This window comes from uncultured Porphyromonas sp. (assembly GCF_905372525.1).
In the GTDB taxonomy this organism is placed as follows: Bacteria; Bacteroidota; Bacteroidia; order Bacteroidales; family Porphyromonadaceae; genus Porphyromonas.
In genome coordinates this window covers 1-26,289 of the sequence record NZ_CAJPPN010000002.1, presented here as the reverse complement: position 1 = coordinate 26,289, position 26,289 = coordinate 1, and the positions used below count along the sequence as shown (strand labels likewise).

Annotated in this window: 23 protein-coding genes, 1 tRNA gene and 1 other RNA gene; 9 read left to right on the top strand and 16 right to left on the bottom strand. The window is 53.1% G+C overall.

Annotation, left to right across the window (positions count from 1 at the left end; all coding sequences use genetic code 11):
* Positions 1-5: 5 nt before the first annotated feature.
* From trmB to QZ170_RS00610, 9 genes are all read left to right on the top strand, one after another.
* Complete coding sequence (gene trmB / locus QZ170_RS00650) at positions 6-752, top strand: tRNA (guanosine(46)-N7)-methyltransferase TrmB (protein ID WP_297175884.1); 747 nt, start codon at positions 6-8, stop codon at positions 750-752.
* Between the two features lie 2 nt (positions 753-754).
* Entirely contained in the window at positions 755-1,867 is a 1,113-nt protein-coding gene (locus QZ170_RS00645; protein WP_297175883.1) for an Mrp/NBP35 family ATP-binding protein, read from the top strand.
* An 11-nt stretch (positions 1,868-1,878) separates the two neighbouring features.
* An RNA gene (rnpB, locus tag QZ170_RS00640) (RNase P RNA component class A) lies at positions 1,879-2,249 on the top strand.
* 31 nt (positions 2,250-2,280) lie between these two features.
* The gene (locus QZ170_RS00635) at positions 2,281-3,633 is read left to right on the top strand and encodes a YihY/virulence factor BrkB family protein (protein WP_297175882.1); all 1,353 of its coding nucleotides are present in this window, start codon (positions 2,281-2,283) and stop codon (positions 3,631-3,633) included.
* Between the two features lie 27 nt (positions 3,634-3,660).
* Positions 3,661-4,011 (top strand): CidA/LrgA family protein, encoded by a 351-nt coding sequence (locus tag QZ170_RS00630; RefSeq protein ID WP_297175881.1) that lies wholly within the window; start codon positions 3,661-3,663, stop codon positions 4,009-4,011.
* 1 nt (position 4,012) lies between these two features.
* Complete coding sequence (locus QZ170_RS00625) at positions 4,013-4,708, top strand: LrgB family protein (protein ID WP_297175880.1); 696 nt, start codon at positions 4,013-4,015, stop codon at positions 4,706-4,708.
* 109 nt (positions 4,709-4,817) lie between these two features.
* Complete coding sequence (locus QZ170_RS00620; protein WP_297175879.1) at positions 4,818-5,081, top strand: SemiSWEET family transporter; 264 nt, start codon at positions 4,818-4,820, stop codon at positions 5,079-5,081.
* Between the two features lie 168 nt (positions 5,082-5,249).
* Positions 5,250-5,879 (top strand): DUF417 family protein, encoded by a 630-nt coding sequence (locus QZ170_RS00615; RefSeq protein ID WP_297175878.1) that lies wholly within the window; start codon positions 5,250-5,252, stop codon positions 5,877-5,879.
* Between the two features lie 196 nt (positions 5,880-6,075).
* A tRNA-Pro gene (locus QZ170_RS00610) sits at positions 6,076-6,148 on the top strand.
* 189 nt (positions 6,149-6,337) lie between these two features.
* Here the strand turns inward: QZ170_RS00610 and QZ170_RS00605 are convergent.
* The 16 genes from QZ170_RS00605 to QZ170_RS00530 form a co-directional block, all read right to left on the bottom strand.
* Complete coding sequence (locus QZ170_RS00605; protein WP_297175877.1) at positions 6,338-6,844, bottom strand: flavodoxin; 507 nt, start codon at positions 6,842-6,844, stop codon at positions 6,338-6,340.
* Positions 6,845-6,864: 20 nt separating this feature from the next.
* Positions 6,865-8,922, bottom strand: coding sequence for an alpha-ketoacid dehydrogenase subunit alpha/beta (locus tag QZ170_RS00600; protein WP_297175876.1), 2,058 nt, complete (start codon positions 8,920-8,922; stop codon positions 6,865-6,867).
* Positions 8,919-10,226 (bottom strand): dihydrolipoamide acetyltransferase family protein, encoded by a 1,308-nt coding sequence (locus tag QZ170_RS00595; protein WP_297175875.1) that lies wholly within the window; start codon positions 10,224-10,226, stop codon positions 8,919-8,921. The genes QZ170_RS00600 and QZ170_RS00595 overlap by 4 nt, the downstream gene beginning before the upstream one ends.
* A 40-nt stretch (positions 10,227-10,266) precedes the next feature.
* Entirely contained in the window at positions 10,267-11,631 is a 1,365-nt protein-coding gene (lpdA, locus tag QZ170_RS00590; protein ID WP_297175874.1) for a dihydrolipoyl dehydrogenase, read from the bottom strand.
* A 371-nt stretch (positions 11,632-12,002) separates the two neighbouring features.
* Entirely contained in the window at positions 12,003-12,893 is an 891-nt protein-coding gene (lipA, locus tag QZ170_RS00585; RefSeq protein ID WP_297175873.1) for a lipoyl synthase, read from the bottom strand.
* A 61-nt stretch (positions 12,894-12,954) separates the two neighbouring features.
* The gene (locus QZ170_RS00580) at positions 12,955-15,129 is read right to left on the bottom strand and encodes a S9 family peptidase (RefSeq protein WP_297175872.1); all 2,175 of its coding nucleotides are present in this window, start codon (positions 15,127-15,129) and stop codon (positions 12,955-12,957) included.
* 647 nt (positions 15,130-15,776) lie between these two features.
* On the bottom strand, positions 15,777-17,003 hold the full coding sequence (locus QZ170_RS00575) for a glycosyltransferase family 87 protein (protein ID WP_297175871.1): 1,227 nt from the start codon (positions 17,001-17,003) through the stop codon (positions 15,777-15,779).
* Positions 16,987-17,949, bottom strand: a complete 963-nt coding sequence (locus tag QZ170_RS00570) for a glycosyltransferase family 2 protein (protein WP_297175870.1) — start codon at positions 17,947-17,949, stop codon at positions 16,987-16,989. The genes QZ170_RS00575 and QZ170_RS00570 overlap by 17 nt, the downstream gene beginning before the upstream one ends.
* 1 nt (position 17,950) lies before the next feature.
* The gene (locus QZ170_RS00565; RefSeq protein WP_297175869.1) at positions 17,951-18,754 is read right to left on the bottom strand and encodes a polysaccharide deacetylase family protein; all 804 of its coding nucleotides are present in this window, start codon (positions 18,752-18,754) and stop codon (positions 17,951-17,953) included.
* A 4-nt stretch (positions 18,755-18,758) separates the two neighbouring features.
* A complete protein-coding gene (locus QZ170_RS00560; protein ID WP_297175868.1) occupies positions 18,759-19,376 on the bottom strand; it encodes a DUF3226 domain-containing protein in 618 nt (205 codons plus the stop codon).
* Positions 19,354-20,409, bottom strand: coding sequence for an ATP-binding protein (locus QZ170_RS00555; protein ID WP_297175867.1), 1,056 nt, complete (start codon positions 20,407-20,409; stop codon positions 19,354-19,356). Before QZ170_RS00555 ends, QZ170_RS00560 begins: the two co-directional genes overlap by 23 nt.
* A 35-nt stretch (positions 20,410-20,444) precedes the next feature.
* On the bottom strand, positions 20,445-21,467 hold the full coding sequence (locus tag QZ170_RS00550) for an NAD(P)H-dependent glycerol-3-phosphate dehydrogenase (protein WP_297175866.1): 1,023 nt from the start codon (positions 21,465-21,467) through the stop codon (positions 20,445-20,447).
* A 241-nt stretch (positions 21,468-21,708) separates the two neighbouring features.
* On the bottom strand, positions 21,709-23,430 hold the full coding sequence (lysS, locus tag QZ170_RS00545; protein ID WP_297175865.1) for a lysine--tRNA ligase: 1,722 nt from the start codon (positions 23,428-23,430) through the stop codon (positions 21,709-21,711).
* A 166-nt stretch (positions 23,431-23,596) separates the two neighbouring features.
* Complete coding sequence (locus QZ170_RS00540) at positions 23,597-24,502, bottom strand: FKBP-type peptidyl-prolyl cis-trans isomerase (RefSeq protein WP_297175864.1); 906 nt, start codon at positions 24,500-24,502, stop codon at positions 23,597-23,599.
* 36 nt (positions 24,503-24,538) lie between these two features.
* Positions 24,539-25,348 carry an FKBP-type peptidyl-prolyl cis-trans isomerase gene (locus QZ170_RS00535; protein WP_297175863.1) on the bottom strand — a complete coding sequence of 270 codons (810 nt, stop codon included), beginning with the start codon at positions 25,346-25,348 and terminating at the stop codon, positions 24,539-24,541.
* A gap of 3 nt (positions 25,349-25,351) precedes the next feature.
* Positions 25,352-25,942, bottom strand: coding sequence for an FKBP-type peptidyl-prolyl cis-trans isomerase (locus QZ170_RS00530; RefSeq protein ID WP_297175862.1), 591 nt, complete (start codon positions 25,940-25,942; stop codon positions 25,352-25,354).
* Positions 25,943-26,289: the final 347 nt, after the last annotated feature.

Genomic DNA, 26,289 nt, shown 5'->3' with positions numbered 1-26,289 from the left:
AGGCATTGGGTAAGAATAAGCTGGCGAAGTTTGCCGAGATGGAGACCTTTCCCCACGTCTTCCAGTATCCGTTTGCACGGCTACAGCAGGAGACCTTCCCGCTGAGAGGGAAGTGGGGCGAAGCCTTCTTCCACAACGACCATCCCATAGTCCTAGAGCTAGGCTGTGGGAAGGGGGAGTACACCGTTGGGCTGGGAGAGCTCTATCCCGATAAGAACTTCATCGGGGTGGACGTCAAGGGGGCTCGTATCTGGACGGGAGCTAAGCTCTCCCATGAGGCAGGGATGGCTAATGTCGCCTTCCTCAGAGGGGAGATCGAGTCCTTGACCAACTTTTTTGCCCCGGGCGAAGTCGATGAAATCTGGATCACCTTCCCCGATCCACAGATGAAGAAGGTGACCAAGCGTCTCACCAGCACTCGCTTCCTCAAGCGCTACCTGGAAGTGCTCCGTCCCGGAGGTCGCATACACCTCAAGACGGACAGCCCCTTCCTCTACACATATACCCGAGCACTCGTGGAGCTCAATCATCAGCAGATCTTCGTCGATACCGATGATCTCTACGATGGCTCCTTCGAGGATAAGATACTCGGTATACAGACGTACTATGAGCGTCAGTGGCTCAGTCGAGGGCTGACGATCAAGTACCTCTCCTTCGAGCCGCATGAGCCCGAGGGGGGCTTCGTAGAACCAGATATAGAGATCGAGCCAGATAGCTATCGTAGCTTCAGCCGATCACGTAGAGTGCAATAGTCATGGCCGTAACATTGTATCCCAACCTCATCCTAGAGGCTCTGACCAAGGTACGCTACCCCGGCACGGGGCAGAACCTCGTAGAGGCAGGTATGGTAGAGGATGACATACGAATAGAGGGGATGAAGGTGAGCTTCTCCCTGATCTTTGATAAGCCTAATTCGCCCTTCATTAAGTCGGTAGTACGGGCCGCTGAGACCGCTATCCAGACCTATATCTCTAAGGAGGTCGATATCGTAGGTAATATCAGTGTCAAGGTACCAGAGGTCGTACCCACAGACTCCCTACCTCTACTGCCAAAGGTGAAGAATACCCTTGCGATCTTCTCCGGTAAGGGCGGTGTAGGTAAGAGCACGGTGTCGGCAAACCTTGCCGTTGCCCTAGCTCAGGAGGGCTACAAGGTCGGGCTCCTTGACGCAGATATCTTCGGCCCTTCACAGCCCAAGATGTTTGGCTGTGAAGATGCCCGCCCTATCCTAGACGAGGTAGAGGGAAGAGAGCTCATCGCCCCAGTAGAGAAGTATGGGATACGTTTACTCTCCATAGGCTTCTTCGTCAATAAGGAAAGCCCCGTACTATGGCGTGGCAGCATGGCGAGTAATGCCCTCAAGCAGCTCCTCACCGAGACCAACTGGGGTGAGCTAGACTTCCTGCTCATAGACCTACCACCGGGGACGAGCGATATACACCTGACCCTAGTGCAGACGCTTGGGCTCACAGGCTCCATCATCGTCACCACCCCCCAGCAGGTCGCCCTGGCAGATGCAATCAAGGGCGTAGGGATGTTCCTAGACGAGCACGTACAAGTCCCTATACTAGGTCTCGTGGAGAACATGGCATGGTTCACACCTGCTGAGCTCCCACAAAATAAGTACTACATCTTCGGTCGAGATGGTGGCAAAGAGCTCGCCGAAGAGCTCGATATCCCCCTGCTGGGACAGATACCTCTCATCCAGAGTATCTGTGAGTCTGGTGATGGAGGGATGCCTATAGCCACCGACCGAGATAGCCTAATGGGTATCTACTTCCGTACCTTAGCCCGCAATGTCGCTGAGCAGGTAGCCAAGCGCAATGAGGAGCTAGCCCCTACGACACGAGTAGAGATAAACAAATAACGAGCAAGCAAGCAGTGGGGCGATCTGTCGCGCCTTCTCTCCTGAGGAGGTGAGGAACGTCCGAGCAACGCAGAGCACCATACTTCCTAACGGGAAGCTGTCCGCGAGGGTGGAGTAGTGTAACAGAGAATGACCGCCCTGCCTCGTGCAGGGTAAGGGTGAAAAGGTGAGGTAAGAGCTCACCGAGCCTATAGCGATATAGACTGCCGTACACCTTATGGGTTGCAAGATCATGTATACCAGCGCAACGAGGGTTGCTCGCCCCAGCTGGAGGGTAGATCGCACCGAGGTAGGTGGTGACACCTATCCCAGATAAATGACAGATACTCTCTAGGGTAATGCCTAGGGAGGACAGAACTCGGCTTATAGCCCCACTGCGCCTGCTTGCTCCTCGTCCCATCATAACATCGTCCATGGCTGCTACCGTCCGTCATATAGAGGCACTCTGTGTCAAGGCCTATCGCTTCATCACCCTAGACATGTGGCTACTGAACCGAGATCGGCTCAGTATACCTCGTCGCTGGCTCGTCGCTACACTACGAGTCATCTATATGACCGTGGCTACCTATGTGCGGGAGGGTGTCGGGGGGCTCGCCAGCTCCCTCTGCTACAGCACCGTCCTCTCCATCGTGCCGATGCTGGCCGTGATCGTAGGGATAGCGAAGGGCTTCGGGCTACAGAATGATGTGCGGGTTGCTCTCAACAATGCCCTACCTGGACACCAGGTAGAGCTGGATAAGACCTTTGCCTACGTCGAGAACTATCTACAGCAGGTACAGGGAGGGCTCTTCATCGGTGTCGGTCTAGCTCTGCTCTTCTACACCGTGCTGATGCTGATCTCTACGATAGAGGATGCCTTTAACCGCCTCTGGCAGGCCCCTCATGCTCGCCCCTGGACCAGGCGAATCATCAACTACTTAGGGGCATTCATTCTCTTTCCCCTCCTGCTCACGATCTCGAGTGGTACGACGCTCTTCCTCTCGACACTGAACCATACCTACCTCAGTCAGCTCAAGATCATCTCCACCCTCACGAGTGAGATCCTGGGGCTTGTCCCGTATGTACTGATTATCTTCACCTTCACGGTGATCTACCTTTTGATCCCTAACGTCCGTGTGCGCTTCGTCCCTGCCCTTATTGCGGGTGTTGTGGCAGGGCTTTCCTTCCAAGCCTTCCAAGGCCTCTATATCAATGGCGTGCTATGGATCTCGAGATATAATGCTATCTATGGGAGCTTCGCAGCTGTACCCCTGGCACTGCTCTGGATACAGCTCTCTTGGATCATCGTCCTACTCGGTGCCCAGATCTCCTATGCCCTACAGCACGTGTGGCATCTGACCTCACCCCCGACCTCAGTCCCACTGTCCCGTAGATATATGGATGTCATCCTCGTGACAGTCACGGCTCGTATCGTCCAGCAGTTCGTCTCCGACAGTGGGGAGCCCTACCGGGCAGAGACCTTGGCCAAGGACTGTGACCTACCCCTAAGACAGACTCAGGAGGCCCTTGCCCAGCTGCTCACGATGGGGATCATCGTGGAGGTAAACTATGGACGAGAGGAGGTAGAGGGGGGGTACTATCACCCCAACGTCTCCCCAGAGCGACTCACGCTGGGCTATCTACTGAATGCTATTGACCGCTCCGGGAGTGAGGCTATCCCCCTACACCCAGAGGGGGCACATGAGCCTGCCTGGAGGGCTCGCTCACATGCCTACGAGTCGCTCTATCAGGTGGCACAAGATACACTACTGCGAGACCTGAAGTAGGGTAAACCCGTAGCACTATAATCGCTTATGAAGATACTGATCAAGATATTCTTTATTTTCTTCTTCTACGCACTAGGAGAAGCTATCGCACATCTCACGGGCGACTACGTCCCTGGGAGTGTTATCGGCATGGTGCTCCTCTTCCTAGCACTACAGACCAAGCTCATCAAGGAAGAGCAAGTCGATGCCCCAGCGAAGGCTCTGACGGACAATATGGGACTCTTCTTCATCCCCGCGGGTGTCGGCCTCATGGCTCAGATGGATACCGTGCTGGCGAACTGGTGGGTGATTCTCGTCGCCGTCCTCGTGAGCTCGGTGCTGGTCATCGCCTCAGTGGCCTATATACAAGAACAGATGGAAAGGAGGAGAACGAAGTAATATGATACAGCAGCTATTCCAGAGTGAGGTCTTCACGATCATGTTCGTCATCGGGCTATACCTAGCGTGTATCAAGCTCTATCGTACGGTTCGCTTTGCCCTCTTCCACCCTGTACTCCTGACGATCATCATCCTCATTGTACTTCTGATGAGCCTCGGTGTGCCATACCAGACCTTCAGAGAGGGGAGTCGTATGATCCACTTCATGCTTGGCCCGTCAGTGGTTGCCCTTGGCTACATCCTTTACCAGCAGGTGGGGCACCTCAAGGGGAATGTGATCTCTATCATGGTGGCTATCACAGTAGGCGCTATGGTCGGTATCGCCTCTATCGTCGGCATTGGCCACCTACTAGGTGTCAAGCAGGCTCTGATCGCCTCACTCGCCCCGAAGTCTGTCACGACACCGATCGCGATGGAACTAGCTGGGAATAACGGAGGTGTCCCCGGCCTCACGGCTGTCATCGTGGTATGTGCCGGGATCCTCGGTAGCATCATCGGCCCGCCGATCATGAAGCTCATGGGGATCAAGAGCCCAGTGGCAAAGGGGCTCGCTATGGGAGCCTCCTCTCACGGGATCGGTACGGCAGCGGCTATCCAGATGGGGGCGATCGAGGGAGCGCTCAGTGGGCTAGCGATTGGTATTATGGGGCTCATCACCTCACTCCTTCTCCCGCTCTTCTCTCGCTGGTTTGGTTAGTGATGTTTAGCTCGGAGCTGAGGGTGAAGAGTGTATAACGTGTTTGCGTGTTCGCTTTTTTATACCTTTGTGTAAACAAAGAGTCATCTACACCAAACATTAGTAACAAATGGACAAAAATCGATTCCTCACCATCCTCGGTATCGTAGCCTCCATCACGGCTATCCTGATGTACGTCTCCTACATCACTACGATCCAGCATAACCTCTCCGGAGCTAAGGGAGATCCTATACAACCCCTCGTCGCGGCTATCAACTGCACCCTCTGGGTCGCCTATGGTCTGCTGAAGAAGCCCAAGATAGACTGGCCTATCGTGGTGGCTAATGCTCCAGGGATTGTCTTCGGGCTAGCAGCCTGCATCACTGCACTCTAGTCCCTCCCGACCAACATCCCTCAGTGAAGCCTATCTACCCCTCGAGGTAGATAGGCTTCATTCTTTCCCTAGAATGGGCTATGTCGAGAGAGGAGTAAATGAACCTTAGCTAGAATGTAAGGTTATCTATCCGTACGTAATAATAACAAACTAAGAAATAATCTATCGATGCAAGCTGCATTCATTAAGTTCCTCGAGTGTGCAAGCACACTGAAGGGTCTTGGGTACAAGTTAATCCGAGTCGCTATCCTCATCATCTTCGTATGGATCGGTGGTCTCAAGTTCGCTAACTACGAGGCTAATGGGATCATCCCCTTCGTGGCCAATAGCCCTCTGATGAGCTTCTTCCTCAAGGATGCTAACAACAAGGTAACCACCGACGAAGGCAAGGTCGTCAAGGAATATACCCTGAACAAGATGCCCGAGGGTCAGTACAACGAAGCTAAGCACAACTGGCACGTAGAGAACCGCACCTACCTCTTCTCCCACGGGCTCGGTATCCTGATCATGTCGATCGGTATCCTCGTCTTCCTCGGCCTCTTCTCTCCCTATCTCGGGCTCATCGGTGAGGTGCTCTGTATCATCATGACCATCGGTACGCTGAGCTTCCTCGTCACGACACCAGAGGTGTGGGTACACGCTTCTCCCGAGGCTCTAGCTGCTGGGGAGTGGGCGGATGGCTTCCCCTTCCTCTCGGGTGCAGGACGCCTCGTGATCAAGGATACCGCTATCCTCGCAGGGGCTATCGTCCTTCTCTCCGAGTCTTCCTCTAAGATCCTAGCTCGTCTCAGGAAGTAATAGATACGCCTCCTCCGTAGCGAAAGTGGGAGGAGCGACCTAAGGGAGGCTACACTGATCGTATCGGTGTAGCCTCCTTTTTTTCTTCCAGCTGTCGGGTATATGGGTATTTTGACTACCTTTGTGGCGTCTTTCTGGGACTTACCCAATGCCCTCTTCTGAGAGGGTAGCGAGGGAGTATCGATACTAAGACACTCGGGATGTAGCACAGTTGGTAGCGCGCCACGTTCGGGACGTGGAGGTCGGAAGTTCGAGTCTTCTCATCCCGACTAGAGTATATGACAGAGCCCCCAGTCTCCTGCTTAGCAGGAGGCTGGGGGCTCAGCATATCTACCTTTGTCCTATTTGCCAATACATGTAAGGAATAGGGGGAGGAGACCTTAGGTGGGGCTTTCCCCAACCTTGGTCTCCTCCCCCCAGCTATCTGTCAGAGAGTGTCGTACCTACGGCTACTTTGCCTACTGAGCTAGTTCGCTGTGGAGCTGCTCTAGCCAAGCCGAGAGCCGAGAGTCCGTGAGCTCGGGCTGATTTACCCAGTCAATCACGAGCCCAAGGAATGCTCCGTCCCGCTCCGCCAGAGACTGCTCATAGCTATAGCCTACAGTAGAGGTCTTGCCGACGATCTGCGCTCCGAGTGCCTCGAAGTATTCGGCAAGTAGCCCGACACCATCGGCAAAGCTCATAGGAGCGTGTACCTGATCACCCGTACCAAAGACCGCCACTTGGAGGCCTGAGAGGTCTGCGCCCTCTAGCTCGGGGAGCATCTCACTCCAAGCATAGGGTAGCTCGCCATTGAAGTAGGTGGGAGTGCCGAGGATGAGGCTGCTATGCTTCGTGATGTCAGCTAGGCGAGCCGTCTCGATGTCTACGTACTCGATACCTTCGCCCCAAGCCTCTGCGATACGTTGTCCGAGCTCTGCGGTCTGGACAGTCTTCTTGCTATAGAGCAAGCCTATTGTCTTCATATATTCGTTGCTATTGAGGGTTAGTACTCGATGAGCTCCTTGGCAGACTGATAGATCTTCTCCTCGCTAGGGAGCGTCGTGAGCTCGAAGCACTTGTGGAAGCCTACAGGAGTGAAGAGTGCACCTACACGGAAGACGGGAGCATCCAGATCGCGGAAGGCGTTCTTCGCAATAGAGGCTGCTAGCTCCGCCCCGAAGCCCCCGAAGAGACGATCCTCATGTACGATCAGTACCTTAGAGGTCTTCTTAATCGAGGCATAGACGGTCTCCTCGTCCCATGGAGATAGGGAGCGTAGGTCGATGACCTCGATACTCTTGCCGAGCTCTCGCTGGATACGCTCGGCCACGTTGAGGGAGAAGTGGAGCGTATTGCCATAGGTGACGATCGTCGCATCTGTCCCCTCACGCCGAATACGAGCCTTGCCAAAGGGCACCTCGAAGTCCTCGGGGACAAGGGCCGTAGACTCAGCGCTATTGTACTGCGCCTTAGGCTCGAGGAAGACAGTGACTCCACGGGAGCGCATCGAGGTGCGCAGTAGCCCTGCTGCATCGTCGGCAAAGCAAGGATAGACGACTCGAGCCCCAGGGAATGTGGTCAGCACTGCCTCTATGCTCTGTGAGTGATAGAGCCCACCCTGTATGTACCCTCCAGTGCAGAGACGGATGGTGATATTAGGGGAGAACTGTCCATTGCTTCGCCAGAAGTCGTGAGTGGAATTGACAAACTGCTCCATAGCCGCCCAGAAGTAGTCTGAGAATTCAGCCCCCTCGATGACTATCCGGATCTTGTCGCTGAAGCGACTCATCCCATTCGCCGTACCGACGATGTAGTCCTCTGCAATAGGGGCACTGAAGACACGCTTAGGGCCGAACTCCTGAAGCATCCCCTTTGTGACGTTGAATACCCCACCTTTCTCCTTGTTGGCTACGTCTTGTCCCCAGATGAAGGTATCGGGGTTGTGACGGAACTCCTGCTTTAGAGTCTTATTCAGGGCCTGTACTAGAGTGAGCTGTTCGCCTGAGCCATCAGGTAGCCCCGAGCCATACTTGAGCGCAGGGTAGGCTTCTCCGATTACGTTATCTAGGACGGTATCGGAGGTGGGATCTGGGGCCTTGAGTGCATTGCGGTTGGCTATCTTGAGCTCCTCCTTGGCCTCCCGCTCTATCTGCTGTAGTTCCTCCTCGGTGAAGCGATTATAGCGGAGGAGCATACGGCGAAACTTGGGTAGTGGATCAGCCGCCTTGGCTCGCTCTAGCTCCTCCTCGGTTCGGTAGAGGGTATGCTTATCAGAGTTGGAGTGTGCTCCGATGCGCACGCACTCGGCGGTGACGACGACTGGGGTACGGTGCTCTACTGCATACTCTCGGGCGGCGGCCATTGTATTCATAGAGTCGAAGATGTCCTTCCCGTCACAGAAGAGTGTCTTGAGGTGTCGTATGCCAGCATAGTTCTGTCCTACACGGGGATTGGCTGTCTGCTGGTGGGTGGGTACGGAGATCCCGTAGCCGTTGCTCTGTAGGACGAAGATCACGGGTAGCCGCTCCCGAGCAGCTCCATTGATAGCCTCGAAGACATAGCCTTCGGACGCCGAGGACTCTCCGTGTGAGGCGATAGCGACACCGTCCACTCCGTAGTAGTCTAGGGCTCGAGCGATCCCCACAGCCTGCGAGTCATGTGCAGCGACACACGAGGAGACATTATGGATACCCCAGTCTACCTTGGCATAGTGGTCGGACATGTGTCGCCCGCCACTAGTTGGGTCTGTAGCCTTAGAGATCCCATTGAGTATCATCTCTTCTGCTGTCATACCTGCCGAGAGGGCAGCTAGCAGGTCTCGGTAGTAGAGGAAAAGGTGATCCTTCCCACGCTGGAATACCTGGCCGATAGCTAGCTGGATACCATCGTGCCCAGCATTGGAGGCATGGAATTGCCAGCCGATAGACTGTAGGAGGTAGGAGGGGGCTTTTTCGTCTAGTAGACGACCTAGATATAGGAGGTAGTACCAGCGACTGAGGGTCTCCTTGTCGGTGGTCTTGATACCGTATCTCTTCTTTACTAAATTCTTCTCTGAGCTCATAGTCCTCTATTTGTCTTCCAGTCCTCTAGGTAATGTGCGATATGCTGTAGGAAGGCTCCAGCCAGCATCCCATCGATGATCCGATGGTCATAGGAGAAGGACAGGTAGATCTTGTGTCGTACAGCGATTACATCCCCAGCCTCGGTCTCTAGGATGGTGGGTTCCTTCTCGATGGCACCGATACCGAGGATCGCCACTTCGGGTTGGTTGATGATGGGTGTCCCGAAGAGTGTCCCCGAGGAGCCATAGTTGGATATCGTGAAGGTACTCCCCGTCATTTCGTCTGGGGTGAGTTTGTTATGACGAGCCTTATCCGCGAGCTGTGCGATCTGCTCGGCCAGACCAGTCCTACTGAGACGATCGGCATCACGTACCACGGGTACGACGAGGTTGCCGTCAGGGAGTGCCACGGCCATCCCTACGTGGATGTGCTTCCGCTCTACGATATTGTAGCCATCGACGGAGGCATTGATCCGAGGATATGCTTTGAGGGCACGGGAGACGGCCTCTATTACGGGAGTCATGTAGGTGAGGGCAAAGCCTTCGCGCTTCTTGAAGGCATCCTTCTCTGCCTCTCTCCAGTGGACGAGGTCGGTGATATCGACCTTGAGGAAGCTCGTGACATGGGGCGCCACCTGTACAGACTGCGTCATGCGGTCGGCGATGATCCTGCGGATAGGATCCATAGGGATCACCCGATCCTCTGCCCCGACTTGGATCGTAGGAGCTGTGACCTGTGGGCGTGCGGGGCTGGGAGCTACGCTCGTCGTGCTGCGTGCGGCACGGGGGGTAGGAGCGGGGGCACCCTTCTTCTGCTCGATATAGCGGATAATATCAGCCTTACTTACTCGTCCGCCGAAGCCAGTTCCCTGGATGCTGTCGAGCTCCTCTTGGCTCACCTTGGCAGCCTTAGCTCGCTCAAGCACTACGGGGGAATACCACCGCTCTACGGAGCCCCTACGTACCTCGGTAGTCGGGTGGGAGACTGTGGGCTTGGGGGCGGTGCTTGCCTCCTTGGCCTGCTCCTGACTCAGCCCTTCTGAGGGCTCTGCCGAGGCTTCTCCATCGGTATCGACTACGATCACGGGGAGACCAATAGGTACGGTATCCCCCTCTTCATAGTTGATCTTGACGACCTTTCCTGCTACGGGGGAGGGGATAGTAGCTGCAGTCTTTGCCGAGGTGATCTCGAAGAGCTCTGTGTCCTCCTCGACGAAGTCACCTACCTTGACGTTGATCACAGTGATCGTTCCCTCGGTTACACTCTCGCCCATCTTGGGCATCTTAATATCGAATGTTGCCATTGTCTATCTGTAATGTGTATCTATGCTATCAATCCTCACACTAGGAGAAGAGGACCTCGTGGATAATCTCTCCGACTGTAGGGTGGGGGAAGATGTGTCTGCGGAATTCCTCTACGGTAGAGCCATCAGCGATGGCAATACCTACGATGAGGATAAGCTCAGAGGCGGGATTACCCAGGATATGACACCCGAGTAGGACATTGTTCTCATCGACGAGTAGCTTACAGAGGCCTCCTGCCTTCTCGTTCTCCACGACGTAGCGTCCAGCATAGGCCATGGGGAGCTTGAGGGTACGATAGTACCTCCCCTCAGCTTGGAGCTGCTCTTCGGTCGCTCCCACACCTGCTATCTCTGGGTGCGTGTAGACGACTCCGGGGACAGCCTCGTAGCGCATCGGGTCATCCTCGCCACCCACGATATGGTTGATGGCTACCTCACCCTCTCGGATCGCAGTGTGAGCTAGTAGGGAGAAGCCCGTGATGTCGCCCGCCGCATATACTCTGGGGTGCGAAGTCCGCATGTATCGGTCTACTACTACAGCAGAGCGATCGGTATCGATGCCTAAAGTCTCTAGTCCAAGTCCCTCTGTCTGGGGGCGACGCCCTACGCTCAGGAGAATCTGCGAGGCAGGGAGTAGTTCGCTCTTCCCCTCCTTGTCCTGGATCGTCACACCTTCGCTAGAGACGGCGGTGACCTTTGCTCCTAGGTGGAACTTCACCCCACGCCCTACATACTCTTTACGCAGCATAGCGGAGGTCTCCTTGTCCATAGCTCCGAGGATCTCGGGAGCCATCTCTACGACCTGCACGGGGACTCCGAGGGACGAGTAAATCCCAGCAAACTCCATACCGATGACTCCGCCCCCGATGATCGTGATGTCCTCGGGGAGCTCTGTGGCGGATAGAGCCTCCCGACTCGTCCAGTAAGAGACTTGGTCTAGCCCGGGTATAGGAGGTATGACGGTCGTACTACCAGTCGCTAGTAGGACGAAGCTCGCTAGATAGGTCTCCCCATCAGCTGTGATACGTATCAGCTCTCCCTCCTCTCCATCGAGGTGTGCGGAGGCCGGTACGATATGTACGCCTGCACTCTTGAGCTTGTAAGCAACGCCTGCGGTGAGGGTCTGTACGACCTTGTCCTTGCGCTTCGCTATTTCCTCGTAGCGGGCTGAGACTGTGCCGTCGATGTAGATGCCATAGGCTGAGCAGGAGCGGATCTCATCGAAGAGGTTCGCTGTGTGTAGGAGTGTCTTTGTGGGGATGCACCCTTCGTTGAGACAGACGCCTCCGAGGGTGGTGTGCTCGAAGAGTACGACCTGTAGACCGTTGGCGGAGGCGTTGGCTGCGGCATTGTACCCCGCTGGCCCCCCTCCGATGATCGCTAGGTCGAAGTTTCTTATTTCCATACTTCTATTTCCTTATACAAAGTTTGCCAAAGATAGCCTATTTTCCCCGGAAAGACCCTAGGGGAGGAAGAAAATCCATATAATTAGGTATTTGTTCCTCCCAGCTCTCTTCGCTCAAGGGGGATAATTGGGCAAGCACATAGGTGAGCCTTAGATAGAAATGGAGAGCCCAGAGACTGTATGCACACTGTTGGTACATACTTCGCTCAAGGGGGATAATCGGGCAAGTACATAGGTGAGCCATAGGTAGAAATGGAGAGCCCAGAGACTGTCTGCACACTGTTAGGTACATACAGTCTCTGGGCTCTCCTGTGATTTCCTTCCTAAGTCGCGGGTAGTAGGAGGTGATACGGATTCTCCTCGCTTGGGCTCTAGTCTAGGACGTGACGCTCTGCGTGGTAGGAGGAGCGGACGAGGGGGCCACTCTCTATGTGGCGAAGACCCTTCTCTAGCCCAAGGGTACGCAGGCGGGCGAATTGCTGAGGACGGATATACTCTACGACCGGCAGGTGACGCCTCGTAGGCTGTAGATACTGCCCTATAGTCATGATGGATACCCCTACGGCATGGGCATCATCGATGAGCTCCAGTACCTCATCCTCAGTCTCACCGAGACCAAGCATGATACCGGTCTTGGCCGGTATCCCACTCTCTGCGATACGCCCTAGGACAGAGAGGCTCTGATCGTAGGTAGCTACATGGCGCACCTCGGGGGTGAGGCGTCGGATAGTCTCTAGGTTGTGAGATATGATACGGGGCTTGCAGGCGATGATCTGATCCACGTAGTCGAGCCTACCGTTGAAGTCTGGGATGAGCACCTCTATCGTCACCTCTGGAGTCGTACGGCGGATAGCCTCTATGGTACGTACCCAGTGCCCAGCACCATAGTCTGCGAGATCGTCACGGTCCACGCTAGTGATGACAGCATGCTTGAGGTTCATCTTCTTGATGCTCTGTGCCACCTTCATCGGTTCAAGCGGGTCAAGGGGGGCTGGATTTTTGCTAGAGAGGGTATTGCAGAAGCGGCAGGCACGTGTGCAGACTGCCCCCCCGATCATGAAGGTTGCAGTCCCAGCGCTCCAGCATTCGCCTTGGTTGGGGCACCGACCACTATGGCAGATCGTGTTGAGTCCATGACCTTCGATGGTCTGCTTAGTATCGGTGAAGGTAGAGTTATCACCCAGGCGTATCTTGAGCCACTCAGGCTTACGTACGCGCACCACTGTACGCTTTGGGATTGCTCGCTGTTCGTCTTGCGTCATAAGTATAAAGTCCCTAGAGAGTAGGGTAGAGAGCCTCTCCATGAGTGGAGAAGCTCTGCGGTTAGAGATGTGCGCGGAGGTAGGAGATCATCTTCTTGTAGAGGTGGTCTCGAGTCTTCCCTCCGTATATGCTATGGTTCTTGTCTGTGTAGACGGCCATGTCAAAGGGGATGTCCCGCTGGACAAGGAGCTCAGCTAGGTCCATCGAGTTCTGTACATGGACATTGTCATCTGCGCTCCCATGAATTAACAAGAGCTTCCCCTGAAGGTTCCCTGCTGCCTCGAGTACGGAGGAGGCTTTGTACCTCTCGGGGTTCTCCTGCGGGGTGCGCATGAACCGCTCCGTGTAGATCGTGTCGTAGAATCGCCAGTCGGTCACTGGAGCTACTGCTATGCCCACCTTGAAGGTGCCCTGCCCATGGCAAAGGCTCATAAGGGTATTATATCCACCGAAGCTCCAGCCCCATATAGCTATACGGCTAGGATCAACGTAGGAGAGACGTCCCAGAGCCTTGGCTGCAGCTATCTGGTCTGCGCTCTCCTTGACCCCGAGGCGTAGGTAGGTACACTTACGCCATTCCTCTCCTCGGGCTCCAGTGCCTCGCCCGTCTACACATACGACGACGAAGCCTTGGCTAGCCAGTACCTGCTCCCATCCATATCCATACTGATCTAGTACCTGCTGAGAGTCGGGACCGCTGTACTGAACCATGAGGACAGGGTACTTGGTCGATGGGTTAAAGCTGTGGGGCTTGACGATCCAGGCATTCATCTCTTGCCCCTCTGCATTGGTCAGCGTGATGAATTCCTTCGGAGAGACCTTGTACTGAGAGAGCTTGGTCTGGAGGGCTTGGTTGTCCTCTAGGACTCGTAGGGGCTTTAGGCTACCGGTAGCATAGACAGCTGTACGGGTGGGGGTGGTAGAGCTGTTGAAGATGCTGATGTAGTAAGCGAAGCTATCACTAAATATAGCTTGGTTCGAGCCTTTATCTGGATGTAGAGCAGTGCGCTTCCCCTTCGTATCGACACGATAGATGCTACGTGTCATAGGAGATTCGTCGGCAGCCTGGTAATAGAGGTTGCCCGAAGCGTCTGCCCCGTAGAAGTTGGTCACATCATACTTTCCAGTCGTTACCTGCCTTAGGAGTGTTCCCTTGTCGGAGTAGTGGTAGAGGTGTCTGTAGCCGTCTCGCTCGCTGGGATAGACGAAGCCTGTGGGAATGAAGCGACACCAAGTGATGTTGTGGCTATCTACGTAGGTCTTGCTCTTGTCCTCGAGGATGAGTTTGGGCAGGAGGGTCTTGTCCTGTACGTAGAAGAGGCGTAGGTGGTTCTGTTGGCGGTTGAGGGTGAAGACCGCTAGCTGCCCCTCTCTCCCGACGAAGGTAATGCGGGGGATGTAGTAGGGGGCACCATCACGGAAGGAGACCTCCTTGCGTGATCGATCTGTCACGTTGTAGATATGTAGGGATACCTTGGAGTTGGGGGTACCCGCCTTGGGATACTTGTAGGTGTAGGAGGTGGGATACTGCCCCTCTCCGTACATGGGCATACTATACTCGCTTACCTCACTTTCGTCGGTACGGACGAAGGCTAAGTAGCCACTATCTTCGCTCCAGCTCATTAGCCGGGTCGTCTCCAGCTCTTCCTCGTAGACCCAGTCGGTGATACCGTTCATGACCTTGTTACGTGTGGCATCATTTGTTACCTGTACCTCGGTATCAAACTCAAACTTCTTGATGAAGATGTTCCCCTCACGTACGAAGGCAACCATCTTGCCATCTGGGCTGAAGGTCGGTATCATTACCTTGCCCGGCTCCTGACTGAGCGGTTCGATACGATTGCGTCGTACGTCGTAGTGGTAAGCGTTGCCTTTCCACGAGCGACGATAGATGGACTCTCGGTTGGTGATCAGGAGGATGTGATGCCCCTTTGGCTCGAGGAGGTAGTCGTCGAAGTGCTTGAACTCACAGTCCCTAGCCCTATCTACGCTGAACAAGGTGTCGATGAGCTTCCCCGTGGCAAAGCTATACCGGAGGATCGCCCTATGTCCCGCATCCATCATTGTGTAGTGCAGACCATCACTCATGGAGCGCATACCTCGTCCTGCAGGGCGAGCAGAGAATATGCCAGCATTGATCTCCTCGATCGTCATGATACGGGAGCCATTCTGAGCAGAGAGACTTCCTACCCCAAGACTAAGGGCCAGAAGTGAGAGAGAGAGTAATTTGCGCATAATTGCTATAGTGTAATTTGTACTTCACAAAGATACTAAAAGCGGTGCAGTATCCCTAGGAATAGTCCTCTCGTGAATGGGGAGGGAGACGTATGCCCCCTTTTAGTCTCCTCCACTCTCTGACACTATTGGGTGTGTCATTTTATACTCGGGGAAGGCTTAACTCTACTCTCTGGAGCGACGAACTGTTCGCCCCGAGAAATGTGCCAAAGGAGAGAGCTCTATCGAGGATACTTAGAGCTAGGTAGTGTACACGTGGATACATAGTAGTATACACGTGTGTATACCTTAGTGTACTCACGTGTACACTTTTCCCTCCTAGGTAGTAGGGCGATGCTCGATCCGTCTACACCTGGGTATGTATACTGCTACCTCGTGTGTATGCCCTTCGACCGCAGGCTTTTTGACCTCTAGTAGCCTCATGGGGAGCCCTGCCCTTACGTCTCGTTGATAGGTCTACGATCCCCTTCATCGAAGGTCTCCCCATAGCCCTATATAGTGCGTCGCTACCATTCTGTGGAGTGGATATGAAGGATGGGGCATAGAGCACCCTATCCCTTCGGCTGAGGTATAAAGCGATTTACCCCAGGCATCCTACGAGGGTGATGCCTGGGGTAGACCTAGCTGGGGTGGGGAGGGCTTGCTCGCTAGCCTTGTGCTGGAGTTAGGGATGCTTGTTCCTTCCTGTCGCTATAATCCTTCGTGAGGAGCTCCCACGAGAGCCGTAGCCAAACGAGGGTCGGGGGTAGAGCCTTTAGCGCATAGGGGATTACGTAGCTCTCTCGGAGAGACCTTGGGAATAAATCCGAGGGTGAAAGACTTGAGAGAATGAACGTAAAGACAAGAAGTGCTATATCCCATCCATTGCGCTTCCAAGGAGAGGTCATATACCACAAAGCAACCCCAGCAAGGGCTATAATATATGTGCTGGATTCGCTCCCCGTACTAAAGAGCACAGTGAAAAGTAGCGTCGAACTAAGGATCGCATAGCGGAAGGCTAGGTGCTTGTACTGGCTGATGCGCAGGTAAGGAAGGGCAAAGACCGCCAGCCCTGGCAAAATCACTGCTAGATCAGAGTAGGTCGCACAGCCCGTCCCCTTGCGTATCATCCCGAGGAGGGATATGTTTTGCATGAGCGAGAAGTGGTTCTCTCCGTTCTTAGCTGCTAGCCTTGTGAACCATTCGACGTATTGCCCAAGTACATAGTCGGGACTGCTTAGAAGCATCGGGGCAACAAAGCACACGACCGACCACCCAATAAGAGCTAATATGAAGCGGGGCTTTCGCTTGACAAAGAAGAAGAATGCTAGTCCTACAATGCCGTAGAGCTTGACGAAAGTCCCTAGAATGATGAGGAAGGCAGCCAATACCTCTTGTTTGCGTTCGATAGCAGCAAAGGCACCGATAATGATCGCAGCGATAGCTATGTTAAACTGCTGCATTTGTAGAGCCGTCAAGAGCTCGTGAGCACAGAACCAATAGAGGAATATTTGCTTTCCTTGCTCCAAGGGTAATCGGCGTACAGCATAGTACATCACCAGTGAGAGAGCGACAAGCCATAGGAGCAAGCCGATGGCATCAGGTACCAGCGCAAAGGGAGCGATTACGAGGCTAAAGAATGGCCCATAATAGTTATGGTCATTGTACTCGTTGGGGTAAGGGTTGTAGAGTGAGACCTGCTGAATGGTGTGCCAAAAGACACCACGAAAGATCAAGAAGTTATTATGCCTATGTGCTACTATCTTGGTTAAGCCCGCTAGGATAGGAAGCAGAGTCCAAAGACCAAGTAACGTGCGAGGGTCAGAAAAGAAAGGTCGTCGGAGGAAGGTGTAGACCTTATTCCATAGGATAACGAGCTTATCGATCATCGTCATTGTGCTTGAGGAACTGTGCGATATGATAGCGGGGACGTTGCTTGATCTCTATATAGATCTTGCCGATATACTGCCCTATGACCCCGATGGATAAAAGTAGGATACTCCCGATGAACCATAGGGAGAGCATTAGCGAAGCCCAGCCTGGCACAGAGAGATGCTCTACATAGGAGACCACGACATACACCGCCATACATATGCTGATGAGGAGGAAGGCTAAGCCCATACCGATGATCCAACTAATAGGGCGTGTAGTGAAGGACGTAATCCCATCTACGGCTAGTAAGAGGAGCTTACGATAGTTGTACTTCGAGGTACCTGCCTCTCGCTCTCGTATTACGTCATCCACAGTAGTGGAGGGGAAGCCAAGTTGAGGAATAATTCCCCTGAGATAGAGGTTTCGCTCAGGGTATAGGGCGAGAGCATCGAGGGCTCGACGGCTCATAAGGCGAAAGTTCGTGTGATTGTAGATCATACGTATGCCCATTGCCTGCTGTAGACGATAGAAAGCTTGTGCCGTCGTCCGCTTGAGGAAGGGATCTGCCGCACGAGATACCTTCACTCCATAGACTATATCGTAGCCTTCGGCAAGCCTGTCCAGCATCTCCTCTACGGCATCCAAATCGTCTTGTAGGTCGGAGTCGATGGTGACTACTGCATCTGAGTACTCACGAGCCTGCATCATTCCTGCCATGATTGCTAGCTCGCTACCTACATTACCTGCAAGGCTAAGCCCGTCTACATAGGGGCAGGTACGATGTAGCTCCTTGATGATAGGCCATGTCTGGTCTTGACTCCCATCATTGATGAAAAGGATACGACTCTCAGGGGTAACCTTCCCAAGGCTAATCATACGCTCAAGGAAGGCAGAGAGTGCGCCAGCAGAGTGGGAGAGCGTTGCCTCCTCATTGTAACACGGGGAGACAATCGTAAGGCGAGGGGGCATGTTAGCTAAGGCTATTTAGGCTATCAGTAAATTCGGTGAAGGTGACAAAGGTTGTCCCTTCCTCCTTGAAGGCTGAGATCCACTTGCTGAGACGCTCCTTCATGCCATCTCCGGCATTATTGCGGACGATGAAGGGGAGCTTGAGCTCAGGATGGTCACCCAGTGGATAAAACTCCCATGGATGGAAGTAGACAACGAGGTAGCCATCATGCCTAAGCGTGCGTCTACAGAGCCAGCGATACAGCCCAAAGGGTAGGTTGTGACACGATAGCCAAAAGAGAGGGAAACGTAAGATGGGGGTTACCGAAGCAGGGATCTGAAGTATGCCCTCCTTCATGAAGTAGGTCCGAGGTGTAGATAGGTGCATGTACCGCCCTGGAATGAAGGTGGGGTTTAGGGAAGAATTGTAGGTATATCCTGCCCTCTGCACCTCTTGCTCTGCTACGGGCATCATACGTGCCTGACGATAGCCACGTATAGTGACACCTGTCTGTGTCTCTAGGGCATCCTTGCTTCGCTTTAGATCTGCCGCCTCGAAGGTCCAGTGATAGTAGCCATGTGAGGCAAGTTCATGTCCTTCGTCGAGGAGACGGGTGATGACAGCTGGGGCAAGTTGAGCAAAGTTAGCCGTAGAGAAGAAGGTTGCTTTTACCTGATGTTCTTTTAGGATGTCTAGGATAGCCTCTGTCCCCGCTACCGAGATACGTGCTTGCTCCTCCATCGGTAGCTCCACACCATGCTCCCTCGGTACGTCGAACTCCTCAATGTCAAAGCTGAGGAGGATATACGGTTTTCGTTTATTCATCGCCTTATATGAGTCCGTCGATAAACTTCTTGAGAGGATCCAAGTAAGGTGCATTAAGATCCCAATGTTTAACGTCCTTGTAGTGCCTGGCTCCTTCTGCTGCAACTTTCTCATCCTTCTCATCTCGAAGTAGGCTAGCATAGGAATAGAACTTCGTCTTAGAGCTAGGAAGATTATGCGAAGGGACAAGAGACGGTTTTAGCCCACGGAGTGCACTAATGAAATTATCCCAACAGTCAATAACGGGTTGGTACGCCTTAGGTACGAGGTGCTCCAAGAGATCCTCAAGGCAACCACTATTCGCATCATCAGGAATTAGGAAGATGCGAGCTTTAGAACCAAATTCATCAAGCTTGCTTTGTAGCTGGGATCGCCTAGTGGATACATTCACGTCAGCATCGAAAATCAGTGCCGTAAGTAGACCATCATCCTCAGCCTCTTTTAGTGTAGAGGCTGAGGTACTCCAGTTTCCCCATCCTCCAGCAGAGTGTATTTCTTTGAAAAAGTCTGAATAACCTAAATGAGCTATATACTCCTCGAGGAAGCGTTTATCAGCTTCTCCCTCTACTACAATCAGTGCCTTTTTTTGCGACATAATGCTATTTGCGCAGTTCGGTTTCATTCTCTATCGCAGTTCTTATTCCTGCAGTATTATATCTGTAGGCTTGTAGTCCACCAAGCTTGGTCATAGCAATCCTATATAGGCTCATGAAATCATCATCAAGGCCTGTATCTGTGATTTCGTCTGCTAGGCTTTGTAGTGTTTCTAGACTATGTGTGGTGATGAATAGCTGTAATTCTATCTTCTTAACTACATCCAGCAAAATCCTCCAAAGCTTCCTAAGAGCTGTATAATGCAATCCATTTTCGAACTCATCGATGAGTATAACTTTTTTCGTGAACACGGGCTCTAGGGAAGACGTCAGTACATTTAAGTACTTCGATATACCGTCCCCCATCATTTCTAGAGGGAGTAATTCCCTTACATCATCAATCGCGATAAATATACCAGAAGAGGTCGACTCAAGATCTGTAACCTTTGGGTCGAAGTTCTTTAAGTAATCAATAATCTCTTCTTTCCTTCTTTCTTTTATTAGCTTATCTAGATCTTCCCGTGTGGTGCTGTTTGCACGCTGTATGGGAGATAGGAATGTACAAAGGATGGCTTCCTCATAATCTTTTTCATGTGCAAACTTGAAGCCGTCTTCTCGTAGCAATAATTCATTTTCATGTAGATCACCCTCTATACCATACGATGCGATCAATCCTTCTATTTGTCTTTTGGGGGCATTCTTGGTAGATTGAGGAATGAAGGAACTTTGTATATCTGTCTCAATGGCTTTGAACTTGGGCGATATTTCAAGTTCATATTCCCCATCCACTGTATTTCCCTTGATAGATATCCGATCTAAGGATATATTATGAAAGAGATAGCGAATACCCATCTGTTGCTGAGGGCTGGAAATACCTCGCGCTCTATTGATCTGGATAGATAACGGGAGGTTTGACATTCCTGACAGTAGGAAGATTGCCTCTAAGATAGAGGTTTTTCCGATGTTATTCCCTCCAACGAAGACATTTATTGGGGCAAACTCTTTGACTTCAAGATGATCTATGCCACGGAAATTATCAATGGTGATGTCTTTGAAATACATAGCTTTTTAGTTTTTATCTAGTGAGATTAGATGACTTACTTAAAGAGCGCAGCTAGCTTCGTGATGCTCTCCTCGACTGGGGCACCTTCGTAGAGGATCCCGTAGACAGTGTCGCAGATGGGCATGGTCACTTGGTAGCGTTGGTTGATCTCGTGGATGCACTTAGCTCCGTAGTAGCCTTCGGCCACCATGTTCATCTCCATCTGGGCTGCACGTACGCTGTAGCCCTTCCCGATCATGTTCCCAAAGGTGCGGTTACGGCTGTAGCTCGAGTAAGCTGTCACGAGTAGGTCTCCGAGGTAGACGGACTCAGTGACATCACGGTTCAGCAGGTGAACTGTCCCGACGAAGTGACTCATCTCTGCAATCGCGTTGGAGATAAGGACAGACTGGAAGTTGTCTCCCTTGTTCATGCCATGGCAGATACCAGCAGCGATAGCGTAGATATTCTTGAGCACGGCAGCGTACTCGATGCCCACGACGTCACGGCTTACGGCACAGTGGACGTAGTCGTTGCTGAAGAGCTCCTCGCTAAGCACCTTGGCCTTGCCGAGGTCGAAGCATCCTACAGTCAAGTAGGACATCCGATCCTTAGCTATCTCTTCGGCATGGCAGGGCCCTGCGATAACACCGATCTGACCTGGGCGTAGCTCCTTGTACTCCTGTAGGTAGTCGGAGATGAGGATGTTCTCCTCTGGTACCATCCCCTTGATCGCATTGATGATGAGCTTGGTGCGGATGACCGAGGTACGTACCCGCTTCAGGTAATAGCGGATATAGGGGGAGGGCGTCGCCAGGATCACTGTGTCGCAGGCACGGAAGAAGTCATTGATATCCGAGTCAGTGAAGAAGGTGATACGAGAGGTATCGAACGTCACCGAGGTCAGATAGCTGGGGTTGTGCTTGAGGCGGGTAAACTCCTTGATATGATTGGCCGTACGAAGGAGCCAGTTGAGGTGTGGCTGCCTCGTCAGGACGATCTTAGCCAAGGCTGTTGCCCAGCTCCCTCCTCCGAGGATACCTATACGTCCGGGTAGGTTTGAAGAGACTTCTGCCATGATACTAAATCCTTGCAGTGCAGTGAATAGGGTACTCCAAAGCTGGCTGAGCTATCTGTGACTCTGCCCAATGGCGGTCACACGGATGGCTCGTGATACCTGCAGTGGCACTACATATATTATGCTTTTGCACTCTATATGTACCCTGTAGAGTGGAGATATTAACTAGCGATGCTACGTACATCTTCGCTGTCGAAGCGGCTATGGAGAGGCCTCTAATAAAGGCCTCTCCATAGTCCTTTTACTCAGTCCAAGCCGTCACCTCATCTAGGGTGATGGCTGGGAGCTCTAGCTTATACTTCTTCTTGATGTCCATGAGTTGCTGGAGTAGGCGACCGGGCTTCTCCTCTGCCTTTACTGCAGCGAGTGTCAGGTAGCCAGCCTTGTGCAGTACGGGTACCCATTCCTCGGGAATACCTGCGGAGGTAAAGACCTCCTTCTTGTCACGGGGTAGGACCTTCTCGGGGCGCATCTGAGGGAAGAGTAGTACTTCCTGAATGCTTTCCTGTCCTGTCAGGAGCATGACCAGACGATCCATCCCTATGCCCATACCGCTAGTGGGCGGCATGCCGTACTCTAGGGCACGGAGGAAGTCGTGGTCGATGAACATAGCCTCGTCATCGCCCTTCTCCGAGAGACGGAGCTGATCCTCGAAGCGCTCACGCTGGTCGATGGGGTCATTCAGTTCGGAGTAGGCGTTGGCAAGCTCCTTACCGTTGACCATGAGCTCGAATCTCTCGGTGAGGAGTGGATTCGTGCGATGCTCCTTAGTTAGAGGGGACATCTCCTTAGGGTAATCGGTGATGAAGGTTGGTTGGATATAGCTCCCCTCACACTTCTCTCCGAAGAGTTCGTCGATGAGCTTACCCTTGCCCATTGTATCATCGACCTCTATGCCAAGGCTCTTGCAGGTAGCACGTAGCTCCTCCTCGTTCATACCACTGACGTCGATACCCGTATGCTCGTGGATAGCATCGAGCATTGTGACTCTGCGATAGGGAGCCTTGAAGTCGATCTCACGCTCTCCGACCTTGACCTTTGTGGTACCAAGCACACTCAGGCAGATATGCTCTAGCATCTGCTCCGTGAAGCTCATCATCCAGTCATAGTCCTTGTAGGAGACATAGATCTCCATAGCGGTGAACTCGGGGTTGTGCGTACGATCCATGCCCTCGTTGCGGAAGTTACGGCTGAACTCATAGACCCCCTCGAAGCCACCCACGATGAGGCGCTTTAGGTAGAGCTCATTGGCGATACGCAGATAGAGGGGGATGTCTAGTGCGTTGTGGTGCGTGATGAAGGGTCTAGCTGCTGCACCACCGGGTATGGGCTGTAGGACGGGTGTATCGACCTCGATGTAACCACGGTCGTTGAAGAACTGACGCATGGCATTGAAGATGCGAGTACGCTTGAGGAAGATCTCCCGGACATGGGGGTTGACTACGAGGTCTACGTAACGCTGGCGGAAGCGTAGCTCGGGGTCAGTAAAGCTGTCGAAGACCTCGCCATCCTTCTCCTTGACGACGGGGAGGGGACGCAGAGCCTTCGATAGGAAGGTGAGTGAGTGAGCTTGTACGGAGATCTCGCCCATCTGTGTGCGGAAAACTTCTCCCGAGACACCGATGAAGTCACCAATGTCCATGAGCTTCTTCACTATACTATTATATAGGGTCTTGTCCTCGCCTGGGCAAAGGTCATCTCTCGTGATGTAGATCTGGATACGTCCAGTCGAGTCCTGTAGCTCTAGGAAGGAGGCCTTGCCCATGATACGGCGACTCATCACTCGACCTGCTACACTGACGGCTCGGCGAGGTGCTTCGTCCTCGAAGGTATCTAGTATCTCACGGGCATACCCCGTGACCTTATACTCCTCTGCGGGATAGGGGTTAATACCAAGGCTGCGAAGCTCCTCTAGGCTACGACGGCGGAAGATTTCCTGCTCGCTCAGCTCTAAGATATTCATTTCTTAATCTATGCTGTCTGAATATTTACTTTTCTCGTTAGCGCAAAGATACGTCATTTATCTCAAAGAACTAGTAGAGGAGCCCCTATAGAAAGGCTCAGGAGACTCCCCCTCGTGGGGGAATCTCCTGAGCCTTTCTGTATTGTGCTCGTGGCGTGTGCCTCGACTAGAGCTCTGTAGAGTCTGCACTAGCCTCAGCGACGGCAGGCATGATCCTCACGAGCTCAATCTCGAAGACGAGGGTGCTGAAGGGAGGGATCTTCTCTCCTGCATAGCGTGCACCATAGGCTAGGTCTGAGGGGATGACCACCTTGACCTTACCACCAGGCTTCATGAGCTGTAGGATCTCGGTCCAGCCCTTGATCACGCCGTCTACGCGGAACTCTGCGGGCTTGCCCTTTGATTCGTCGAAGACCGTACCATCAATGAGCTTCCCGACATAGTTCACCTGGACTACATCCGTAGCAGCGGGGGCGTTACCATTACCTTCCTTGAGGACCTTGTAGGCAAGGCCACTTGCCGTGGTCTGTACGCCAGCTTCCTTCTTGAACTCAGCGATGAAGGCAGCACCCTTGGTTCTATTCTCACCATACTGCTCTTCCATCTGCTTCTCCATCTCAGCTTCGTACTTCTTGCGGTCAGCCTCAGCCTTGATATCGTAGTACTTCTGGGCGATTGCACCGAGGCTATCACTTAGCTTAGCTCGTGAAGCAGAGTCGGCACTCAGAGCCTTCTTGAAGCCTGCCATGAAGACAGCCTTCTTTAGGACAGAGTCGTCCTTGAAGCGCATAGCAGCCTGTACCCCCTGCATCTGACCGACGTAGTACCAGAGCTTGGTGGTGTCGCTATTGAAGCCTTCTTCGAAGCCCTTGAAGAATAGGGTAGAGTCTACGTTCTCACCCTGAGCCTGTGCGCCCTTGATGGCGTTGAGGAGCTCACTTGCGCTGCCAAATCCGACGGCATAGGAGACGCTGTCTGCGTTGTCCTTGAGGTTGGCGTCTCCCCCCTTTCCACAGGAGTAGAGACCGAGGGCCATAGCTGTGGCAGCTAGGAGGATTGAAATCTTCTTCATTGTTATCTATTTGATATTAATAGTTTGTATTCGTTGCTATCTTTTTCGTTCGGGGGACTTCTTCTTCGCTGGGATAGTCTTGACCGAGGACTCCACTGTCTGCTCTTGAGGTGAGGCTACGGTATCCTTGCTCTGGTAGGGCTTGATCTCGAGGAGCTCTACCTCGAAGAGTAGTGGGGCATTGGCTGGTATCACACCTCCTGCTCCTCGCTCTCCATAGGCGAGAGCGGGTGGGATGAGGAACTCATACTTTGCCCCCCGGGTCATTAGGGCCATACCCTCTGTCCATCCGGGGATGACGTCTCCGAGAGAGAAGGTCGCGGGCTCGCCACGGTCGTAGGAGTTGTCAAAGACCTTCCCCCCGGCCAGTCTCCCGATGTAGTTTACCACCACCGTATCCCGCTGTGTAGGACGAGGCCCCTGAGAGGCTCGTAGTATACGGTACTGTAGTCCGCTCTCGGTGACCTTGACTCCCTCTTTGGATTTATTGGCATTGAGGATAGAGTCTGCCTTGGCTATAGAGGCCTTGCGCTCAGCCTCTCTTACCTCCATATAGTAGTCCTCGAAGAGCCGTTTGGCATCCTCTGCTGTGATCTTAGTTGCCCCTCCTAAGAAGGCATCTGAGAAGCCCTGAAGAACCTGTCGCCGATCTAGTGAGTCCCCTGGAGCCTGAGCTGTAGCCTCGCGAAAGGCTTCGCTACCGAGCAACCCAAAGGCATAGGATATGGAGTCCCGCTGGGTGGCGAGGCCTACAGTGCTAGCCTTCTTCCCGAGGGAGCATGCTCCGAGTCCGAGGCTGAGCCCCCCGACCAGAAGGGCATAGAAGAGTGGGGTAGAGCCTTTCATAGCTTACTTGTTGACGATGGCGATGAGCTCGATGATGAAGATGAGGGTACTCCCTGGCTGGATCATCTGCCCTGCTCCACGATCGCCATAGGCTAGGTCAGCGGGGATCACGACCTTCCACTTGGATCCTACGGGCATGAGCTGCAGGATCTCTGTCCAGCCCTTGATGACGCCCTGCAGAGGGAAGGTGGCTGTCTCTCCACGATCCATCGAGCTGTCGAAGACCTGGCCATTGATGAGTGTGCCGTGGTAGTGGCACTCTACGGAGTCCGTGAGCTGAGGCTTGGGGCCATCTCCCATCTTGATCACCTCATACTGGAGGCCACTAGGGAGGGTCGTCACACCGGCCTTGTGACCGTTGATCTTGAGGAATTCCTCGCCAGCCTCCTTGTTACGCTCTATGGCACGGCGCTGTACGTCCTGGAAGTAGCTATTGACGACCTCTCGGGCCTCTTCGTAGCTCATCTTGGGCTCCCCTTCCTCATACACAGTACGAAAGGCCGAGAGGAAGTCCTCAAAGTTGATCTCATCGAAGCCTGAGGCTCGGAAGTTTTGACCGATGCTCAGCCCTAGGGCGTAGCTAACCTTGTCCATATCTATTGTATCTATATTATATATGTTATTCTGTTAGTCCAGGGGTGTACAATCCCCTCTAGCTATCAGGGCACAAAGTTAATGATTTCTCAGAATAAAGCGAGTCTGATGCCCACACCGTCGGGATGCCACATTCCAGGGTCGACGCATGATCTCGCTCGCACTCCTGCCTTTGGATCTTCGGGGGCATTATTTCATATCCCAGGGAGCCTTAGCCCATCACTAAAGATCCTAGGCATTATTCCCAAGAAACAGACATACAAGCGAGCCCTACAGAGGAGATACTTAGAGTGAGGTAGTGTACACGCGTGTATACTGTTGTGTACACGTGGGTATACAGTTGTGTA

What these genes read in the sequence shown, in the direction of transcription:
- QZ170_RS00645 (WP_297175883.1), top strand. Translation starts at nt 755, where the DNA reads ATGGCCGTAACATTGTATCCCAACCTCATCCTAGAGGCTCTGACCAAG.
- QZ170_RS00635 (WP_297175882.1), top strand. Translation starts at nt 2,281, where the DNA reads ATGGCTGCTACCGTCCGTCATATAGAGGCACTCTGTGTCAAGGCCTAT.
- QZ170_RS00630 (WP_297175881.1), top strand. Translation starts at nt 3,661, where the DNA reads ATGAAGATACTGATCAAGATATTCTTTATTTTCTTCTTCTACGCACTA.
- QZ170_RS00625 (WP_297175880.1), top strand. Translation starts at nt 4,013, where the DNA reads ATGATACAGCAGCTATTCCAGAGTGAGGTCTTCACGATCATGTTCGTC.
- QZ170_RS00620 (WP_297175879.1), top strand. Translation starts at nt 4,818, where the DNA reads ATGGACAAAAATCGATTCCTCACCATCCTCGGTATCGTAGCCTCCATC.
- QZ170_RS00615 (WP_297175878.1), top strand. Translation starts at nt 5,250, where the DNA reads ATGCAAGCTGCATTCATTAAGTTCCTCGAGTGTGCAAGCACACTGAAG.
- QZ170_RS00605 (WP_297175877.1), bottom strand. Translation starts at nt 6,844, where the DNA reads ATGAAGACAATAGGCTTGCTCTATAGCAAGAAGACTGTCCAGACCGCA.
- QZ170_RS00600 (WP_297175876.1), bottom strand. Translation starts at nt 8,922, where the DNA reads ATGAGCTCAGAGAAGAATTTAGTAAAGAAGAGATACGGTATCAAGACC.
- QZ170_RS00595 (WP_297175875.1), bottom strand. Translation starts at nt 10,226, where the DNA reads ATGGCAACATTCGATATTAAGATGCCCAAGATGGGCGAGAGTGTAACC.
- lpdA (WP_297175874.1), bottom strand. Translation starts at nt 11,631, where the DNA reads ATGGAAATAAGAAACTTCGACCTAGCGATCATCGGAGGGGGGCCAGCG.
- lipA (WP_297175873.1), bottom strand. Translation starts at nt 12,893, where the DNA reads ATGACGCAAGACGAACAGCGAGCAATCCCAAAGCGTACAGTGGTGCGC.
- QZ170_RS00580 (WP_297175872.1), bottom strand. Translation starts at nt 15,129, where the DNA reads ATGCGCAAATTACTCTCTCTCTCACTTCTGGCCCTTAGTCTTGGGGTA.
- QZ170_RS00575 (WP_297175871.1), bottom strand. Translation starts at nt 17,003, where the DNA reads ATGACGATGATCGATAAGCTCGTTATCCTATGGAATAAGGTCTACACC.
- QZ170_RS00570 (WP_297175870.1), bottom strand. Translation starts at nt 17,949, where the DNA reads ATGCCCCCTCGCCTTACGATTGTCTCCCCGTGTTACAATGAGGAGGCA.
- QZ170_RS00565 (WP_297175869.1), bottom strand. Translation starts at nt 18,754, where the DNA reads ATGAATAAACGAAAACCGTATATCCTCCTCAGCTTTGACATTGAGGAG.
- QZ170_RS00560 (WP_297175868.1), bottom strand. Translation starts at nt 19,376, where the DNA reads ATGAAACCGAACTGCGCAAATAGCATTATGTCGCAAAAAAAGGCACTG.
- QZ170_RS00555 (WP_297175867.1), bottom strand. Translation starts at nt 20,409, where the DNA reads ATGTATTTCAAAGACATCACCATTGATAATTTCCGTGGCATAGATCAT.
- QZ170_RS00550 (WP_297175866.1), bottom strand. Translation starts at nt 21,467, where the DNA reads ATGGCAGAAGTCTCTTCAAACCTACCCGGACGTATAGGTATCCTCGGA.
- lysS (WP_297175865.1), bottom strand. Translation starts at nt 23,430, where the DNA reads ATGAATATCTTAGAGCTGAGCGAGCAGGAAATCTTCCGCCGTCGTAGC.
- QZ170_RS00540 (WP_297175864.1), bottom strand. Translation starts at nt 24,502, where the DNA reads ATGAAGAAGATTTCAATCCTCCTAGCTGCCACAGCTATGGCCCTCGGT.
- QZ170_RS00535 (WP_297175863.1), bottom strand. Translation starts at nt 25,348, where the DNA reads ATGAAAGGCTCTACCCCACTCTTCTATGCCCTTCTGGTCGGGGGGCTC.
- QZ170_RS00530 (WP_297175862.1), bottom strand. Translation starts at nt 25,942, where the DNA reads ATGGACAAGGTTAGCTACGCCCTAGGGCTGAGCATCGGTCAAAACTTC.